The sequence below is a fragment of the Blastococcus sp. HT6-4 genome (assembly GCF_039679125.1).
Taxonomy (GTDB): Bacteria; Actinomycetota; Actinomycetes; order Mycobacteriales; family Geodermatophilaceae; genus Blastococcus; species Blastococcus montanus.
This window is the reverse complement of the sequence record NZ_CP155551.1, coordinates 745,373-762,352: the sequence shown is the minus strand read 5'-3', so window position 1 is coordinate 762,352 and position 16,980 is coordinate 745,373. Positions and strand designations below refer to the sequence as shown.

The 16,980-nt window shown below is 73.2% G+C and carries 17 protein-coding genes; 14 read left to right on the top strand and 3 right to left on the bottom strand.

From position 1 onward, the window contains the following. Positions 1-65: 65 nt before the first annotated feature. From ABDB74_RS03630 to ABDB74_RS03565, 14 genes are all read left to right on the top strand, one after another. Entirely contained in the window at positions 66-347 is a 282-nt protein-coding gene (locus ABDB74_RS03630; protein ID WP_346621832.1) for a flagellar FlbD family protein, read from the top strand. Between the two features lie 3 nt (positions 348-350). Continuing rightward, the gene (locus ABDB74_RS03625; protein WP_346621831.1) at positions 351-1,121 is read left to right on the top strand and encodes a MotA/TolQ/ExbB proton channel family protein; all 771 of its coding nucleotides are present in this window, start codon (positions 351-353) and stop codon (positions 1,119-1,121) included. Positions 1,122-1,179: 58 nt separating this feature from the next. After that, on the top strand, positions 1,180-2,085 hold the full coding sequence (locus ABDB74_RS03620) for a flagellar motor protein MotB (protein ID WP_346621829.1): 906 nt from the start codon (positions 1,180-1,182) through the stop codon (positions 2,083-2,085). Further along, a complete protein-coding gene (gene fliL / locus ABDB74_RS03615; RefSeq protein WP_346621828.1) occupies positions 2,082-2,555 on the top strand; it encodes a flagellar basal body-associated FliL family protein in 474 nt (157 codons plus the stop codon). Before ABDB74_RS03620 ends, fliL begins: the two co-directional genes overlap by 4 nt. Positions 2,556-3,095: 540 nt before the next feature. Then, positions 3,096-4,091 carry a flagellar motor switch protein FliM gene (locus tag ABDB74_RS03610; protein WP_346621826.1) on the top strand — a complete coding sequence of 332 codons (996 nt, stop codon included), beginning with the start codon at positions 3,096-3,098 and terminating at the stop codon, positions 4,089-4,091. After that, positions 4,088-4,828: a flagellar motor switch protein FliN gene (gene fliN, locus ABDB74_RS03605; protein WP_346621824.1), complete on the top strand. Its 741-nt coding sequence runs from the start codon at positions 4,088-4,090 to the stop codon at positions 4,826-4,828. The genes ABDB74_RS03610 and fliN overlap by 4 nt, the downstream gene beginning before the upstream one ends. Beyond that, positions 4,825-5,265, top strand: a complete 441-nt coding sequence (locus ABDB74_RS03600) for a flagellar biosynthetic protein FliO (RefSeq protein WP_346621820.1) — start codon at positions 4,825-4,827, stop codon at positions 5,263-5,265. The genes fliN and ABDB74_RS03600 overlap by 4 nt, the downstream gene beginning before the upstream one ends. Continuing rightward, the gene (fliP, locus tag ABDB74_RS03595) at positions 5,262-6,104 is read left to right on the top strand and encodes a flagellar type III secretion system pore protein FliP (RefSeq protein WP_346621819.1); all 843 of its coding nucleotides are present in this window, start codon (positions 5,262-5,264) and stop codon (positions 6,102-6,104) included. Before ABDB74_RS03600 ends, fliP begins: the two co-directional genes overlap by 4 nt. Positions 6,105-6,210: 106 nt before the next feature. After that, entirely contained in the window at positions 6,211-6,486 is a 276-nt protein-coding gene (gene fliQ, locus ABDB74_RS03590; RefSeq protein WP_346621818.1) for a flagellar biosynthesis protein FliQ, read from the top strand. A gap of 4 nt (positions 6,487-6,490) precedes the next feature. Beyond that, positions 6,491-7,255, top strand: a complete 765-nt coding sequence (fliR, locus tag ABDB74_RS03585) for a flagellar biosynthetic protein FliR (protein WP_346621816.1) — start codon at positions 6,491-6,493, stop codon at positions 7,253-7,255. Between the two features lie 22 nt (positions 7,256-7,277). After that, complete coding sequence (locus ABDB74_RS03580) at positions 7,278-8,426, top strand: EscU/YscU/HrcU family type III secretion system export apparatus switch protein (RefSeq protein WP_346621814.1); 1,149 nt, start codon at positions 7,278-7,280, stop codon at positions 8,424-8,426. Between the two features lie 184 nt (positions 8,427-8,610). Continuing rightward, a complete protein-coding gene (gene flhA / locus ABDB74_RS03575) occupies positions 8,611-10,656 on the top strand; it encodes a flagellar biosynthesis protein FlhA (RefSeq protein WP_346621812.1) in 2,046 nt (681 codons plus the stop codon). After that, positions 10,637-13,597, top strand: coding sequence for a hypothetical protein (locus ABDB74_RS03570; protein ID WP_346621811.1), 2,961 nt, complete (start codon positions 10,637-10,639; stop codon positions 13,595-13,597). The genes flhA and ABDB74_RS03570 overlap by 20 nt, the downstream gene beginning before the upstream one ends. Continuing rightward, positions 13,594-13,830 (top strand): hypothetical protein, encoded by a 237-nt coding sequence (locus tag ABDB74_RS03565; protein WP_346621809.1) that lies wholly within the window; start codon positions 13,594-13,596, stop codon positions 13,828-13,830. Before ABDB74_RS03570 ends, ABDB74_RS03565 begins: the two co-directional genes overlap by 4 nt. Before the next feature lie 82 nt (positions 13,831-13,912). Here ABDB74_RS03565 and ABDB74_RS03560 read toward each other — a convergent pair whose 3' ends face one another. From ABDB74_RS03560 to ABDB74_RS03550, 3 genes are all read right to left on the bottom strand, one after another. After that, positions 13,913-14,848 carry a type IV toxin-antitoxin system AbiEi family antitoxin domain-containing protein gene (locus ABDB74_RS03560; protein ID WP_346621807.1) on the bottom strand — a complete coding sequence of 312 codons (936 nt, stop codon included), beginning with the start codon at positions 14,846-14,848 and terminating at the stop codon, positions 13,913-13,915. Between the two features lie 172 nt (positions 14,849-15,020). Further along, on the bottom strand, positions 15,021-16,316 hold the full coding sequence (locus tag ABDB74_RS03555; protein ID WP_346621805.1) for a PhoH family protein: 1,296 nt from the start codon (positions 16,314-16,316) through the stop codon (positions 15,021-15,023). A 293-nt stretch (positions 16,317-16,609) separates the two neighbouring features. Then, positions 16,610-16,978 carry a hypothetical protein gene (locus tag ABDB74_RS03550; protein ID WP_346621804.1) on the bottom strand — a complete coding sequence of 123 codons (369 nt, stop codon included), beginning with the start codon at positions 16,976-16,978 and terminating at the stop codon, positions 16,610-16,612. Positions 16,979-16,980 lie beyond the last annotated feature (2 nt).

The following is a 16,980-nucleotide window of genomic DNA, read 5'->3' as shown; positions in this document are numbered from 1 at the left end:
GAACCGATGACAAGACTGCCGTTCCAGCCCGCTCTGCGGCCACCACCGAGCAAGAGGACCGACCCGTGATCCGAGTGACGCGCCTGAACGGCGACCAGTTCGCGCTGAACCCCGACCTCATCGAGAAGGTCGAGGGCCACCCGGACACGGTGGCCTTCCTCGCGGACGGCACCAAGTACGTGGTGAAGGAGAGCGTGGACGAGGTGCTCCAGGAGATCCGCGAGTACCGCGCCGGCATCCTCGCCCTGTCCTACGAGATGGACCGGGGCACCTACCGCCCGGCACCCCCTCAGCACCACCCGAGCGACTCGTCGGTCGTGCCCTTCCCGACCCGAGAGGAGCGCTGACCCGTGGATCCGGCCACCCTGATCGGATTCGTCGTCTCGCTCGTCGCCCTCCTGGTCTTCATGGTCATGGAGGGCGCCGACCCGATGTCGCTGATCTTCCTCCCGGCGATCATCCTGGTCGTCGTCGCCACCTTCGGCGCGGCGATGTCCGGCCAGACGATGGACGACCTCAAGAAGATGCCGGGCTGGTTCAAGATGGCCCTGACGCCGGCCAAGGTGCCGCCGCCGACCGACCAGATCCAGACCCTGGTGAGCCTCGCGGAGAAGGCCCGCAAGGAGGGCCTGCTGGCGCTGGAGGCGCAGGTCAAGGCGATCGAGGACCCGTTCCTGCGGCGCGGCCTGCAGATGGGCATCGACGGCACCGACCCCGAGGAGCTGCGCGCGGTCCTGGAGAGCGAGATCTCGGCGAAGAAGACCGAGGACAAGGTCGCCGCCAAGTTCATGAACACGATGGGCGGCTACGCCCCGACCATCGGCATCGTCGGCTGCATCGTCGGCCTCATGAACGTCATGGGGAACCTCAACAACCCCGAGTCGCTCGGCCCGATGATCGCCGCCGCGTTCATCGCGACGCTGTGGGGCGTCATGGCCGCGAACTTCTGGTTCCTGCCGATGGGCGCGAAGATCCTCCGGGTCAGCGAGCTGCAGGCCGCGCAGATGGAGCTGCTCGTCGAGGGGATCGCCGAGATCCAGGCCGGCACCAGCCCGCGGGCGGTCCGCCTGAAGCTCAACTCGCTGATCCCGCCGAGCGAGCTCGCCAAGGAGGCGGCGTGAGCCGTCTCGCGCGCCCACCGGCCGGTGGCGCACCACCGGCCGCCAGCGGGGCGGACCGATGAGCGGCGGCGGCCACGGCGGCCGCCGCCGGGCCAAGAAGCACGAGGAAGAGGAGCACGAGAACCACGAGCGGTGGATGGTGTCCTACGCGGACATGATGACGCTGCTGTTCGTGCTGTTCGTGGTGCTCTTCGCCATGAGCCAGGTCGACCAGGCCAAGTTCGCCGCCCTGGCCAAGGGGCTCGCGCAGACCCTCGGCACCCCCGTCAGCGTGCAGACCAGCGCCACCCCCGAGGGCGCGGTGCTCGACGGGCTGCCCGGTGTCATCGACATCGCCTCGGCGATGCCGCCGGACACCACGGTGCAGCAGGCCGAGGTCGACGCGGCCGCCGCGGAGGCCGCGATGCAGCGCGCCGAGCGAATCGCCGCCGAGGCCGCGGCCGCCTACGACGAGCTGGCCGCGGCCCGCGCCAGGATCGAGGCGGCGCTGGCCGCGGCCGGTCACGCCGGTGCGGCCCGCTACGAGATCGACGAGCGCGGGCTGGTCGTGCACATCGTGGCCGACGCGGTCCTGTTCGACGCCGAGCGCGCCGTCCTGCGCCCGGAGGGGGCCGCGATCCTCGACGCGATCGCCCCCACCCTGACCGGGCTGCCCAACCAGATGGCCGTCGAAGGACACGCCAACCACCTGGCCGTCACCCCCGGGGGGATGTGGCCGTCCAACTGGGAGCTGTCGGCCTACCGCGCCACGACCGTGGTGCGCCATCTGGGCGGCCGCGGCGTCCCGCAGCCCCGGATGTCGGCCAACGGCTACTCGTCGACCCGGCCGCTGGTGCCCGAGTCCGACCCCACCGCCATCTCGGTGAACCGCCGGGTCGACATCGTCGTCCTGTCCACCGCCTCGGCAGAGGCCAACGCACTGCTGCCCGGCCTCGCCGCCGCCGACCAGGGAGTGACCGAATGAGCAAGAAGGACAAGAACGCCCCCGCGGAGGGCGAGGAGACCGAGGGCACGGGCGGCAAGAAGAAGCTGTTCCTGATGCTGGCCGTCGTCCTGCTCGCCGGGGCCGGTGCCGCGTACTTCTTCCTCTTCGCCGGATCGGGCGAGGCGGAGGCCGCGGCACCGGAGCACGGCGGCTACACCGCGCTGGAGCCCATCGCGGTGAACCTCGCCGGCGGTGGCTACCTGAAGATCGGCATCACCCTGGACTACACGGTCGAGGCCGCCGCCGGCGGCCACGGCGGTGGCGGCGTCGACGGCGCCAAGGCCTACGACGCGATCATCTCCACCTTCTCGCAGGCGAACCCCGCCGACGTCACCAACGCCCGGGACGCGCTGAAGGAGTCCCTGGAGCAGAAGATCATCGAGGCCTACACCACCGACGGGGTCCCGATGGTCATGGGCATCTACTACACGGAGTACGTCACCCAATGATCCGAGACGTCATGGTACCGGTCATGTCCGGGTCATCCCGCCTCACCAGCCATGCACGGTCCACGGAGCTGGATGGAGCGCCTCGTCGACCGGTTGATGCGAGCCGGCGCCCCCTACCCACCACCGGGTGAGCCGAGGCCCCCTGTCACGTTGCAGGTGCGGCAGGGGCCGGATGAGTCGCAGGCCGTGGTGCTCCGGGTCGCGCTCGACGTGGACACCGACATCATGGGTGCCGCTCTCGTCCGTCGAGGTACGAGCGCATGGGCCAGGCGGACGATGTGCCGTGGGTGGGGATTTCAGCTCCGGAAACTCCCACGCAGCGCACATCGTCACCGCCGACCACGTCCGACCGGATGCCACGTACTCGACCGAGCACGTCACGCAGTAGCGCCCAGCACGACCACGCAGGGGTGCCCTCCGATCACGGAGGGCACCCCTCACGCGCCCCACCGGCACCACGTGCCACGCCGTCCCCTGCCGGCACGGCCGGACGGCGCCCCCCGGTCAGGATGATCGACCCGTCCGCCGATGAGGTCTTGCGTGACCACCCCCGAGACCGGACCGGCCCCGGCCGCCGCGCCGGCCCCGGCAGCCGCCCCCGTGACCACCGCTCCCCCGGGCAGCCGCAGCCGGCGCGGGGAGCCGCGCACCTACGACTTCCGCCGCCCCACGAAGCTCTCCCGCGAGCACGTGCGGGTCATGCAGATCGCGCAGGAGGCGTTCGCCCGCCAGGCGACGACGATCCTGACGACGTTCCTCCGGACCGGCGCCCGCGTGGAGCTGCTCGGCATCGAGCAGTTCTCCTACGACGACTACGTCGGGACGCTGCCCAACCCCACCTTCATCTCCACGTTCACCATGGAGCCGCTCACCGGCAAGGGCCTGCTGGCCTTTCCGCTGGACATCGCGATGTCGATGGTCGACCACATGCTCGGCGGCTCCGGTGCCGCGACGCAGCCGAACCGGCCGATGACGGCGATGGAGACCTCCCTCACCAACCACCTGCTGGAGCGGCTGCTCGACGAGTTCGCCGCCTCGCTGTCCTCGGTCACCAACATCCAGCCGGTCCTCACCGGCCGGGAGTACAACCCGCAGCTCGCCCAGGCCGCCGCCGGCTCGGACACCGTCATGGTGGCCACCTACGACATGGCCGTCGGCAGCCGCGAGGGCGAGGCGACGGTCGTGCTGCCCTTCTCGTCCTTCGCCCAGGCCCTCAACAACGCGGCGTCCCCGCAGTTGTCGGAGTCCGCCCTCCGCAAGCGCCAGCGTGCTCGTGAGGCGCTGGCCGCCCGGCTGAACCTGGTACCGGTCGACGTCAGCGTCCGATTCGCGCCGCTCACCGTCTCCTCGTCCGACCTCCTCTCCCTCGCCGTCGACGACGTGCTGCTGCTCCGTCACCCGCGGGACAGCCCGCTGGAGGTCACCACCAACGACACGACGTTCGCCTACGCGATCGCCAGCAACCACCGACGCCGGCTGGCCGCCTCCATCGTCCCCACCCCGCACGCTCCGCACGCCGCGAAGGACTCCGCATGACCGCGCCCCGCACCGACTCGCAGGACTCCCAGACCGTCACCGCGGTCGTCGCCGCGGCGGCCCGCGCCGCAGCTGCGCTGGTCCCCTCCACCTCCGCGCTGACCGCCGGCGCCCCGGTGAGCGACCCCGACACCGTCCCCCTTCCGCCCGCCGCCGCCGTCGCGGTGACCGCGGGCCTCTCCGGCGAGGTCTCCGGTGACGTCGTCCTCGTCGTCTCCGGCGACGTCGTCGACGCCCTGGAGAACTCCCCCGTCGGCCAGATGGACGTCGCCTCCGCGCTCCGCCCCGCCCTGGAGGCCGCCGCGGCCACGCTCGGCCGGGTGCGGGTCGCCTCGGAGCGGACCGAGGAGCCGGTCGCCGCCCTGGACGGGCTGCGCGACAAGGGCATGTTCGTCGCCGTCCCGCTCCTGGCCGACGGCGAGCACCAGGCCACCCTCGCCCTGCAGGTCACCCTGCCCGCGACCCGGAACCAGCGCGGCAGCCTCGAACTGCTCCGCCACGTGGCCATGGAGGTCACCGTCGAGATCGGACGCACCCGGATGACCGTGCAGGAGCTGCTCTCGCTGCACCCCGGCGAGGTCGTCGAGCTCGACCGCGCGGCCAGCGCCCCGGCCGACCTGCTGGTCAACGGCACGCTGATCGCCCGCGGCGAGGTGGTCGTCGTCGACGAGGACTTCGGGTTGCGGATCAGCGAGATCGTGACCGATGCCGCCGAACTCGGTCAGGCGGCGTCATGACGTGGATGATCATCCGGCTGTTCCTGTCCCTCGCCCTGATCGGCGGCGTCCTCTGGTTCGCCGCCCGGCTGGCCAAGAAGCGGGGCCTGGGGCAGGGCAACGGCCTGATCGAGGTCGTCGCCCGCCAGCGGATGGGGCGCACCAGCAGCGTCAACGTGGTGCGGATCGCCGACGTCGTCCTGGTCATCGGTGCCACGGAGGAGCAGGTCACGCTGCTGGCCGAGGTCGACGCGGACGCCGTGGACGCCGTCCTGGGTGAGCGCCGCGCCCCCGCCCGGCTGCACGCCGCGGCGGAGCCGGCCGACGGCGCCCCGGCCGTGCCGGTGCCCGCCGCCCGCGCCTCCTCCGAGGGCGTGCTGGCGGGGTCGGTCCTGGACCGCAACGGCTGGGGGTCGCTCGTCGACGGGCTCCGCGAGCGGACGGTCCGCCGTTCATGAGCGCACCCGTGCGCCCGCTGCGGCGCCCCGACCGGGAGACCCGCCGCCGCGCCGCCGTCGTGCTGCTGCTGGGCCTGCTCGCCACGGCGGTCGCGGTCCTGCTCGCCGACCCCGCGTCGGCCGCCCCCACCGCGCCCACCGCGCCCACCGACCCGACCGCGCCCACGGTCGACGGCGCCGTCGACATCTCCATCGGCAACGGCTCGCCGTCCAGCTCGATCACGCTGATCCTCGCGATCACCGTGCTGTCGGTCGCGCCGTCGGTGCTGCTGCTGGCCACCTCCTTCACCAAGATCATCGTGGTCCTGGGCCTCACCCGGAACGCGCTCGGCATGGCGACGTCGCCGCCGAACCAGGTGCTCACCGGCATCGCCCTGTTCCTCACGCTGTTCGTGATGGGGCCGGTGTTCTCCGACATCAACGAGGTCGCCGTCCAGCCCTACATGGACGGGGCGATGTCGGTCTCGCAGGCCTACGACGTCGGCGTCGTGCCGCTGCGCGAGTTCCTGCTCGACAACACCCGGCAGGACGAGCTCAAGCTCATGATCGGGCTGTCCGGCGAGGAACCCCCGGCCGACGCCACCCAGGTCAGCATGACCACCCTGATCCCGGCGTTCGTGCTGTCGGAGCTGAAGAGCGCCTTCATCATCGGGCTGGTCATCTTCATCCCGTTCCTGGTGCTGGACATGCTCGTCAGCGCCGCGCTCATGTCGCTCGGCATGATGATGGTCCCGCCGACCATCGTGTCGCTGCCGTTCAAGCTGCTGCTCTTCGTCGTCGTCGACGGCTGGGCGCTGATCACGACCGCGCTGGTCGGCTCGTACGGGGGTGGCGGCTGATGAGCGCTGCGAGAACGACGGGCGAGCGAGCATCGCTCCAGGCTGGGGGCACCTCCCGCTTGCGGGGGACAGCGACCGAGGAGCGGAACGAGTCCGGAGTCGAGCGATGAGCGACGCCGACGTCACCGACATCGCGGCGCAGACGATGATGATCGCCGCGAAGGTCGCCGCGCCGATCCTGCTGACCGCGCTGCTCGTGGGCTTCCTGATCTCGCTGTTCCAGGCCGCGACCCAGATCCAGGAGGCCACGCTCTCCTTCGTCCCCAAGATGATCGCCGTCGCCATCGCCCTGCTGGTCACCGGGAACTGGGTGCTCTCCGAGCTGGTCAGCTTCACCCACGCCCTGTTCGACCAGCTGCCGGCGCTGCTCGACCGGACGTAGCGCCGTGGACCTCTCGGTCCCGGCGGTCACCCTCGCCGCCCTCCTCCTCGGTACGGCGCGTGCCGCCGGCTTCGTCCTGCTGGCCCCGCCGTTCAACTCCCGGGTCATCCCGGGGGCGGTCAAGGGCGCCCTGGCCCTGGCGCTGGCGGTCCTGCTGTCCACCCAGATCGCCGCCACGCTGCCCGAGCCGACCGCCGGGTTCCTCCTGGTCGCCGCCGTGACCGAGGTCGTCATCGGGGCCGGCCTCGGCTTCGTCGTGCAGGTGCTGTTCACGGCGGTGCAGATGGCCGGCGACATCCTCGACGTCGCCGGTGGCTTCTCGCTGCAGCCGGGCTACGACCCGCTGTCGATGACGCAGAACAGCTCGCTGGGCAAGCTGCACTACCTGCTGGCCACCACGCTGCTGTTCACCAGCGGCGGGCACCTGCTGATGGTCAAGGGTTTCGCGACCTCCTACGAGGGGCTCCCCGTGGGCGGTGACGTACCCACCGACCAGCTGGCCGTGGTGCTCATCACCGCCTTCTCCATGATGTTCCTCGCCGCGCTGCAGATCGCCGGGCCCATGGTCGCGGTGCTGCTGCTCGCCGACGTCGCACTGGCCCTGCTCAGCCGGGCCGCGCCCGCCCTCAACGTCTTCTCCCTCGGTTTCCCGGTGAAGATCATGCTGACCCTGGCGATGCTGGGCCTCACCTTCCCCCTGCTCCCCCCGGCCCTGGACAGCCTGCTCGAGCACGGCGCCCGGGCCATGATCTCCCTGCGCAGCGGCTGATGGCTGATCGGACGGCGGCCTGATGGCCAAGGACGGTCCCGGTGGTGAGAAGACCGAGCAGCCCACTCCCCAGCGCCTGAAGAAGGCGCGCAAGGACGGGCAGATCCCGCGGACCCAGGAGCTGGGCACCTGGCTGGGCGTCGCGGCCGCCAGCGGGCTGCTGCCGATGCTGGTGGAGAACGCCTTCGAGGCGGTGCAGCAGCTGTTCGTGCACGTGGGCTCGGTGGTGAAGCACCCCGAGGCCTCCTCGGTCACCGCGCTGCTGGGCAAGGCGCTGATGGCCTTCCTGACGACGCTGCTCCCGACCGCGATCGCGATGATGCTCGTGGGGGTCGTCTCGTCGGCGGCCCAGGGCGGCGTGCACGTGACGGGCAAGCCGATGAAGCCCACGCTGAAGAAGCTCAACCCGTTCCCCGGCATCAAGCGGATGTTCGGCACCCAGGGCCTCTGGGAGACGGCGAAGGCGCTGATCAAGACCGCCGCCCTCGGGACGGTCGTCATCATCACCAGTGAACGGGCGCAGGCGCTGGTGTCCTCCGCGGGCGCGCTGCCGCTCTCGGCCGTGGCGGCCACGTTCACCGACTCGGCGATCCTGATGTTCCGCGTCGTCGCGGTCACCGGCCTGGTCCTGGCCGTCGCCGACTACGTCGTCGTGCGCAAGAAGATGATGAAGCAGCTCAGGATGAGCAAGTACGAGATCCAGCAGGAGCACAAGCAGGCCGAGGGCGACCCGTACATGAAGGCGCACCGCCGCGGGGTGCAGATGGCGATGTCGCGCAACCGGATGATGAGCGAGGTCGCCGAGGCCGACGTCCTGCTGGTCAATCCGACGCACGTCGCCGTCGCGCTCAAGTACGACGCCGCCAAGGGCGCGCCGCGCGTGGTGGCCAAGGGTGCTGGGGCGGTCGCGGCGAAGCTGCGGGAGAAGGCCACGGAGGCCCGCGTCCCGCTCGTCCAGGACGTCCCCCTGGCCCGGGCGCTGCACGCCTCCTGCGAACTCGGCCAGGAGGTCCCGCCGCAGCTGTTCACGGCGGTCGCGCGCGTGCTGGCCTTCGTCATGCACCTGGACGCGCGCGGCGTGCGTGGCGGGTTCCACCGCCCCGGGTTCGAGGCCCCGGACACCACCGGGCTGCCCAAGGCCGGCCGACGCCGGACCCCCACCGCCGCCTGATCTCCGCGGGGGCCGGCCATGATCAGGTTCCCTGATCATGGCGCGTCCTCCCTCACGGTGGACGGCGAGGGAGGACGCCGCACGGTGAGGGAGGACGGCGGCGCGCGCCGGTACCGGCTGCCCTCCGCCCTGCCGATGAACAGGGGGTGAGCCGTCGACCGTCGTGCCCGCCCGGGATGGGCCAGTGAAGGGCCTGGGGAAGGCCGCCGTCCCGATCGGCGTCGTGTCGATCGTCCTCATGCTGGTCGTGCCCCTGCCGGCCGCGCTGCTGGACCTGCTGCTCGGGCTCAACATCACCGTCTCGCTGCTGATCCTGCTGGTCGCCATGCAGATCAGGAAGCCGCTGGACTTCGCGGTCTTCCCGTCGCTGCTGCTCGTCGCGACGCTGTTCCGCCTCTCGCTGAACGTCTCGTCCACCCGCCTGGTCCTCACCGACGGCTACGCCGGCAAGGTCATCGAGGCCTTCGGGCACTTCGTGATCGGCGGCTCGCTGATCGTCGGCCTGGTCGTCTTCCTCATCCTCACGATCGTGCAGTTCGTGGTCATCACCAACGGTGCCGGCCGCGTGGCGGAGGTCGGGGCCCGCTTCACCCTCGACGCCATGCCCGGCAAGCAGATGGCCATCGACGCCGACCTGAACGCCGGGCTGATCAACGAGGCGCAGGCCCGCAGGCGCCGCCACGAGGTCACCGCCGAGGCCGACTTCTACGGGTCGATGGACGGCGCCAGCAAGTTCGTCAAGGGCGACGCGATCGCCGGCATCGTCGTCACGCTGGTGAACCTCATCGGCGGGTTCGCGATCGGGGTCATGCAGCGCGGCATGGCGCCCGGCGAGGCCGTCTCCACGTTCTCGCTGCTGACCGTGGGTGACGGCCTGGTCTCCATGATCCCGGCCCTGCTGCTGTCCACCGCGACCGGCATCATCGTCACGCGCTCGGCCACCGAGGGCGACATGGGCACCGACCTGCTGGCCCAGCTCGGGCGCTTCAAGCAGCCGGTGCGGATCGCCGGCGGCGCGGCGCTGGCCCTCTGCTTCCTCCCCGGCCTGCCGAAGCTGCCGTTCTTCATCATCGGCGTCGCCTTCCTCCTGATGGCCGCGCGCCTGACCGACGAGCCGGAGGTCGACGAGGACGCCGAGGCCGCCGCGGCCGCCGCCGAGCTCGAGCCGGCGCCCGACTCGCCCGAGGCGATCGCCGAGAAGATGCGGGTCGACCCGCTGGAGCTCGAGGTCGCCTTCGACCTCGTCGACCTGGTCGACACCGCCCGCGGCGGCGACCTGCTCGACCGGGTCAAGGCACTGCGCCGGAAGGTCGCCATGGAGACCGGTCTGGTGATCCCCCTGGTGCGCACCCGCGACAACCTCGAGCTCCCGTCGTCGCAGTACGTGATCTGGCTCAACGGTGTCCCCGTGGCCAAGGGCAGCTCCCCCGCGGGCACCGTGCTGGCCATCGGCGACGGTCTGGACGGCCTGCCGGGCAGGCCCACCCGCGAACCGGTGTTCGGCCTGGCGGCCAAGTGGGTGCCGGCCGAGCTGCAGCGCGCCGCCGAGATGGCCGGCGCGACCGTCGTCGATCGTTCGTCGGTCATCACCACGCACCTGGCCGAGGTCGTCCGGCAGAACGCCGCGGACCTCCTCGGTCGCGAGGACGTCCGTCTGCTCGTGGAGATGGTGCGCCGCTCGCACCCCGTCGTCGTCGAGGAACTGACCCCTGCGCTGCTCACCCTGGGAGAGGTGCAACGCGTGTTGCACGCGTTGCTCGGCGAGGGTGTGTCGATCCGCGACCTGGTCCGCATCTTCGAGGCACTCTCTGTACGTGCCAAGCACTCGACCGACCTCGACGGCCTCGTCGAGGCGGCCCGGACGGCGCTCGGTTCGGCGATCAGCCAGCCGTACGTCACGCCGGACGAGCGCCTGCACGTGTTCACGCTCGAGCCCGGGTTCGAGCAGCGGCTGCTGGAGGCCGTCCGCCAGACCGAGGCCGGCGCCGTCCTGGCGCTCGACGCCGGCACGGTGGACGCCCTCGTCCACGGCTGCAGCGGCCTGCTCGAGGACGCCGAGCGCTCGGGCCTCTCGCCCGTCCTCGTCTGCTCTCCGCAGGTCCGCGCCGCCCTCGCGCGCCTGATGCGCCAGATCCTTCCCCGGCTTCCCGTCATCTCCTACGCGGAGGTGTCCCGGACAGCCCAGATCGAGACGCTGGGAGTGGTGAGCGGTGCCGTTGCGATCCGTTGAGGCGGCCTCTCGCGACGACGCAATCGCCGCCGCGCGCGAGCAGTTCGGACCGCACGCCCGCGTGGTCGGCGTGCGCCGGGTGCGGTCCGGCGGCGTGCTGGGCTTCTTCGCGACCGAGCGCTACATCGCCGAGGTGGCGCCCGACCAGTTCGCGCGCCCCGGGGTCCCTGCCCCCTCGACCGGTTCCCTCCCGGTCACGACCGCGGCGTCGTACGACTCCCCGCTGGCCTCCGCCGCGCCCGCGCGCGCCCGCGCGACCGCGCCGTCCCGCAACGGGGCCGCCGCCTGGGCCGCGGAGGCCGCCCGGTCCAGCGCCGGCACGACCTCCTCCCCGGGCGCCGGCCGGACCGCCGCACCCCGCGCCACGGGCTGGGCGGCGCCCCGGCCGGCCGTGGACGACGCGCGGCTCGACGAGCTGGCCGGTCTGCTCGACGCGGCGCCGGCCGCGCCGGTGACGGAGGTCCCGGCGGCACCCGTCCCGTCCGCTCCCCCGGCTCCGGCGGCCCCCGCCACCGGCTACGGCCCCGCCTCGTTCCCGCGCGCCACCTTCCCGACGGCCACCCGCGCGACGGTCCCGCAGGCTCCCCGGCGCACGGCGCTGCCCGAGCCCGCGGCGCCGGACGCCGAGGACGCGACCGAGGCCCCGGCCGCTCCGTCCCCGTTCACCGCGGCGCTGGCCCGCATGGTGTCCGGCGACCGCGACGTCCGGCAGGCCGTCGCCCAGGCACTGGACGAGCCGGCCGGGCTGCCCGCCGACCGGGACCACGACATCCCCGCCGCCAGGTGGGACGCACCGGCATCCCGGCCGTCATTGGCCGCGGCCCTCGGTTCAGCAGACACGTCGATGCGGTCACGAGCCGTGCACCAGGAGGACCCCCCGGTGAGAGATCAGGCCGACACCTGCACCACGACCACGGCCGGGCCGCTCGACCTGCCCGCCTGGGCCGACCGTCCGGAGGTCCCCGAGCCGTCGCCGTCGACCCGGCAGGAGGAGATCGCCGAGGTGCTCCGCTCCGCCCTGGCGCAGGGACACTCCGACGACGCGCTGGCGGGGATCCTCCGCAAGATGCTCGCGGGCGACTCGCCCCAGGAGGTGCTCGCCGAGCCGATCGCCGCCGAGTCGGTGCCCGAGCCGTTCGTGCCCGAGCCCGTCGCCGTCCTGCCGCCGGCGAGCGAACCCGCCGCCGAGCCGGTCGTCGCCGAGCTGTTCATGGCCGAGCCTGTCGTCGCCGAGCTGTCCGTGGACGAGCTGTTCGTGGACGAGCTGTTCGTGGACGAGCCGTTCGTCGAGCCGGCTGCCGCCGAGTGGTTCGTGGCCGAACCGGCTGCCGCCGAGTCGCTGCTCCCCGGGCCCGCCACCGTCGAGTCGGCGCTCCCGGCCAACCACTCCCTGTTCGGCGCTCCCGCACCGGCCGTACCCGCCGTGCCCCGCGAGACGCCGGTCGCCCCGGCCGCCTCCGTCACGCTGTGGGGCGAGCCGCTCGCCGGGGACGAGCCCGCCGCTGCCCACGCCGACGCTCCGATCTGGGCCGAGGTGGCCCTCGGTGACCCCGCTCCGTCGACGCTGTTCGGCACCGGCGCGGCGCAGGCCCCGGTGCCGGCGTCCGTCGAGTCGCCCGCGCCGGCCGACGACGCCGAACCGGCGGTCGCCGACGAGCCCGCGGTCGCCGAGGTCGGCGCCCCGGCCCAGCCGGCCCTCGACGCGGCGTCGGTGACCGAACCCGAGGAGCTCGCCGAGCTGCTCGCGCCCCTCCAGCTGGACGAGGCGGCCGAAGCTCCCGTCGCCGATGCCGCCGAGGCGACCGAGGCGACCGAGGTGACCGGGGTGACCGGGGTGACCGACGTCGCCGAGGTCGCCGAGGTGGCGCCGATGCTCGCCCGGACCGCCAGCGACCCCGCCCCCATGACCATGTCGCTCGACGCGACCACCGTCATGCCGCGGATCTCCCTGCTGCCGCCGCTGCCCGGTTCCCGCGGCCGCGGCCTCCCGCCGGTGCCGCCGTCGTCCCGGCCCGCCGTCCCGCCGTCGGCGCGCACCCCGGAGGACACCACCACGTCCGCTCCGGCGGACACCGTCGACGCGGTGGACGGGGCCGAGACGGTCGACGCGCCGGTGCCGTCACCCCCGGTGACCCGCACGCTGGCGACCGTCACGCGCCTGCCGGTCGGGCCGCTCATGGCCTCCGACGACCTGCCGGAGGCCCCGGAGCTCGACGACGCCGACGAGCCGGCCACCGCGCCCGCGCCCACTGCCGTCGGCGTGCGGACGCCCGACGAGGTGGTCGCCCGGCTGACCGCACTGGGGGTGCCGCAGGAGCTGCTCGGGGACGACGTCGTCGCCCGGATCGAGGCCGACGGGACGTACGCGGCCCTCACCCGCGCGCTGGCCGACCGGCTGCCCGAGGTACCCGAGCTGCCCAGCGGCGCCGGTGACGTCCTGTTCGTCGTCGGCCCGGGCGTCGAGACGCTGCGCGCCGCGCGTTCCCTGTCGGCGTCGCTGCGGCTGGATCCCGACCGGGTGCAGTGGGCGACCCGGGGTGACCTCGCCGGCCTGGCCCCGAAGGGCAGCCGGATGACGACGATCGACGCCGCGATCGACCGGCGTCAGGAGGCGGCCAGCGCGGGCACGGTGACCATCGTCGCCGTCGACGCGCCGCTGCGCAGCGACGCCTACTGGATGGCCCAGATGCTGGCCATCTGGGCCCCGGTCGCGGTGTGGGCCGTCGTCGAGGCGACCCGCAAGCCGGAGGACCTCGAGGTGTGGCTCGACGGCCTGGCCCGGGTCGACGCGCTCATCGTCCAGGACACCGACCTCAGCGCCGACCCGGCCGCCGTGCTGCAGCGGCTGACCGTCCCCGTGGCCCTCCTCGACGGCGTTCGCGCGACCCCGCACCGCTGGGCGTCGCTGCTCTGCGAGCGCCTGGACAGCCCGTCGGCATGAGCCCGTTCCGCTGGGACGTGCTCCTCGTCGGGTTCCTGCTGGCCGTGCCCGTGCTCGCCCTGGGGGTGCGCGGGGACTTCACCACCGAGGAGGTGGTGAGCCGGCTGCCGTGGTGCCTGGCCGCCGGCTGGGGCGTCGTCGCGCTGCTGCGGGCCGTCACCACCCCGCCGAAGCCGGCGGCCAGGCCCACGCGCCGCACACCGACCGAGCCACCGGCCGACGCGGACGCCTGATCGACCGGCTCCTCCTTGGGTGTTCCTCGTGCTCGCCGGGTCCTGCAGGACTCGCCGAGCACGCGCAGCACCCCCAGAGCCGTCACGTCAGCCGGCGGCTCGCCCGTTCGTGGGCCCTCCGCACCTTGGCGGCGAGGCGGTGCGGCGCTGCGAGCTCCGCCCACACCCAGCGCACCACGTCCCACCGCTCGTCGCGGACGGCGTCCTCCCGGCGTTTCTCGGCGAACACGGCATCGCCGGGCTCCTGTCCCACGCCCAGCAGCCGGCCGTACTTCACCCGGCCGTCGAACTCGCCCACCAGCCGCGCGTCCTCCCATGCGAAATCCGTTCGAGCCACCAGAGCGCCGTTGCCGGACCGGACCTCGAACTGCAGCGCCGAGGGAACCAGCTGCCAGCGCTGGAGGATCACCCGGCTCCGGCTCTCGCCCACGCTCTCGCTGCGCCCGTCCGCGGCGGCGACCACGCGTGCGGCGCTCCGCGACCCGGGGCTCCCGACGATGTCGCACAGCCGCGCGCGCAGGGTGTCGTGCGACAGCCGGCCCTGGTGCAGGGCGGCGTCCAGCGCGACGACGGCGGCCTCGTGCGGCAGTGAACGCGCCAGGTCGAGCATCGTGCGGACCGGGCCGGTGACCGGCACACCGGCGACGTCGACGACCTCGTCGTCGCGGATACGCGCGACGTGACAGCGCAGCACCCGGCTCCGGTCGCTCCACGCGCCGGGAGATCGGGTCACGTGGACACGATCGAGCGGAACATCCCACAACGGCAGCCCCAGCAGGACCGCGGCCGACTGGTGGCTGACCACGCAGGGCCGGCGCAGCCCCGCGAGGGTCGCCTCCACCAGCAACGCGTGGCGTGCGGCGGGCTCGGCGGGGAGAACGGCGTCGACGTAGGCGCCGCGCCGCAACCGGGTCAGTTCCCCCGAACGCACGGCTCGCGCCAGTTCGTCGTCGTCCCACCCCTCGGCGAGGGCTTCGCGGCGCAGGACGACGGAGGGCACGGCAGGCAGCTCGGACATGCGTCGACCGTGCGTCGACCGTAGCCCGCCGAGCGATCGCCGGAGCGATTCCGTGGACGGAGCCGCCGCTTGTGGACGACGGCGCTCTGGGGGTGTTGCTCGTGCTCGGGCAGTCCTGCAGAAGCCCGGGAGCGCGAGGAACACCCCCAGAGCGCGGGGGTGATCAGGCAGGTCAGAGCGGGAGGTCCTCGAGCATCTCGGTGACCAGCGCGGCGATCTGCGAGCGCTCGGACCGGGTCAGCGTCACGTGGGCGAACAGCACGTGCCCCTTGAGCTTCTCGATCACCGCCGTGACGCCGTCGTGCCGGCCCACCCGCAGGTTGTCCCGCTGCGCGACGTCGTGGGTGAGCACCACGCGCGAGTTGCTGCCCAGCCGGGACAGGACCGTGAGCAGGACGCCCCGCTCCAGCGACTGCGCCTCGTCGACGATCACGAAGGAGTCGTGCAGCGACCGACCGCGGATGTGGGTGAGCGGCAGGACCTCGATCAGCCCGCGGTCGGCGATCTCGTCGAGCACCGCCGGCGAGACCAGCGCGCCCAGGGTGTCGTAGACCGCCTGGGCCCAGGGCGACATCTTCTCGCCCTCCCCGCCGGGCAGGTAGCCGAGCTCCTGCCCGCCGACGGCGTACAGCGGCCGGAAGATGACCACTTTCTTGTGCGCCCGCCGTTCCATCACCGACTCGAGCCCCGCGCAGAGGGCCAGCGCCGACTTGCCGGTGCCGGCCCGGCCACCGAGGGAGACGATCCCGATCTCCGGGTCGAGCAGCAGGTCGAGGGCCACCCGCTGCTCGGCCGAACGACCGTGCAGCCCGAACGCCTCGCGGTCACCGCGCACCAGCCGCACCTTCTTGTCGGGCAGCACCCGGCCCAGGGCCGAACCGCGCGAGGAGAGCAGCACCAGCCCGGTGTGCGTCGGCAGCTCGGCGGCGGCCGGCAGGAAGGCCTCCCCGGCGTCGTAGAGCTCACCGAGCTCCGCGTCGTCGAGCGACAGCTCCGCCATGCCCGTCCACCCGGCGTCGACCGCGTCGTGCGCCCGGTACTCGTCGGTGTCCAGGCCGACCGCGGCCGCCTTCACCCGCAGCGGGACGTCCTTGGTGATCAGGCAGACGTCCCTGCCCTCGGCGCGCAGGTTGAGCGCCACCACCATGATCCGGCTGTCGTTGCTGTCGTTGCGGAAGCCGGCCGGCAGCGCCGAGGGGTCGCTGTGGTTCAGCTCGACGTGCAGCGTGCCCCCGTCCCCGCCGATCGGCACCGGGGCGTCCAGGCGGCCGTGGGCCACCCGCAGGTCGTCGAGGATGCGCAGCGCCTGCCGGGCGAACCAGCCGAGCTCGGGGTGGTTGCGCTTGTCCTCCAGCTCCCCGATGACGACGAGCGGCAGCACCACGTCGGCGTCACCGAAGCGCAGCAGCGCCCCGGGGTCGGAGAGCAGGACGGAGGTGTCGAGGACGAACGTGCGGCGAGTGGTCACGGATCGGCTCCCGTGGGGCGCGGCGCGCCCCGGCTCGAAGGTGGCCGGGTCCCGGCACAGGGGCCGGGCACCGGCCCCCTCTGGTCGACGAACGCAGTCGCACCAACCGGGCCTCCCGTGAACGGCGAGGGCAGCTCGCCGTTCACCGCGGACGCTAGGCGCAGGGGGTGACATCCGCGTGACGGGCAACCCACATCGAGGGGTGCGTGTCACCCGGAAGCCTCACCCGCACCAGCGATCCCACCGGCCCGGTCAGCTCGACCGACGGCGGAACCCGCGCGCGCCGCCGGTGGTCACCACCGGTCCCGCGGCCCGTCGTCCCGGCGGCGCAGCGCCGGGCGCTCCACCGTGTCGGTACGCGCGCCCGGCGGCGGCCACCGCGGGTCCTCGTCCGGCCACCGGTCGGCCTCGGCCCACTCGTCGGCCCACTCGTCGTCGGCCGGTCCTCCTGCCGGCTCGGGCCGTGCCCGGGCGGGCCGGGAGTCCCGTGCCGCGCGCCGCGGCCGGAGCGCGACCAGCGCCCACAGGAGCGGCACGACCAGCACCGGCCACTGCACCGACGGATCGCCGAACCGGACCATGCCGACGATCAGGAAGAGCGCCAGCCAGCCCGCGGTCCACAGCCCCAGGAACCGGGCCCGTGCCGGGGTCCGGGCGCCCACCG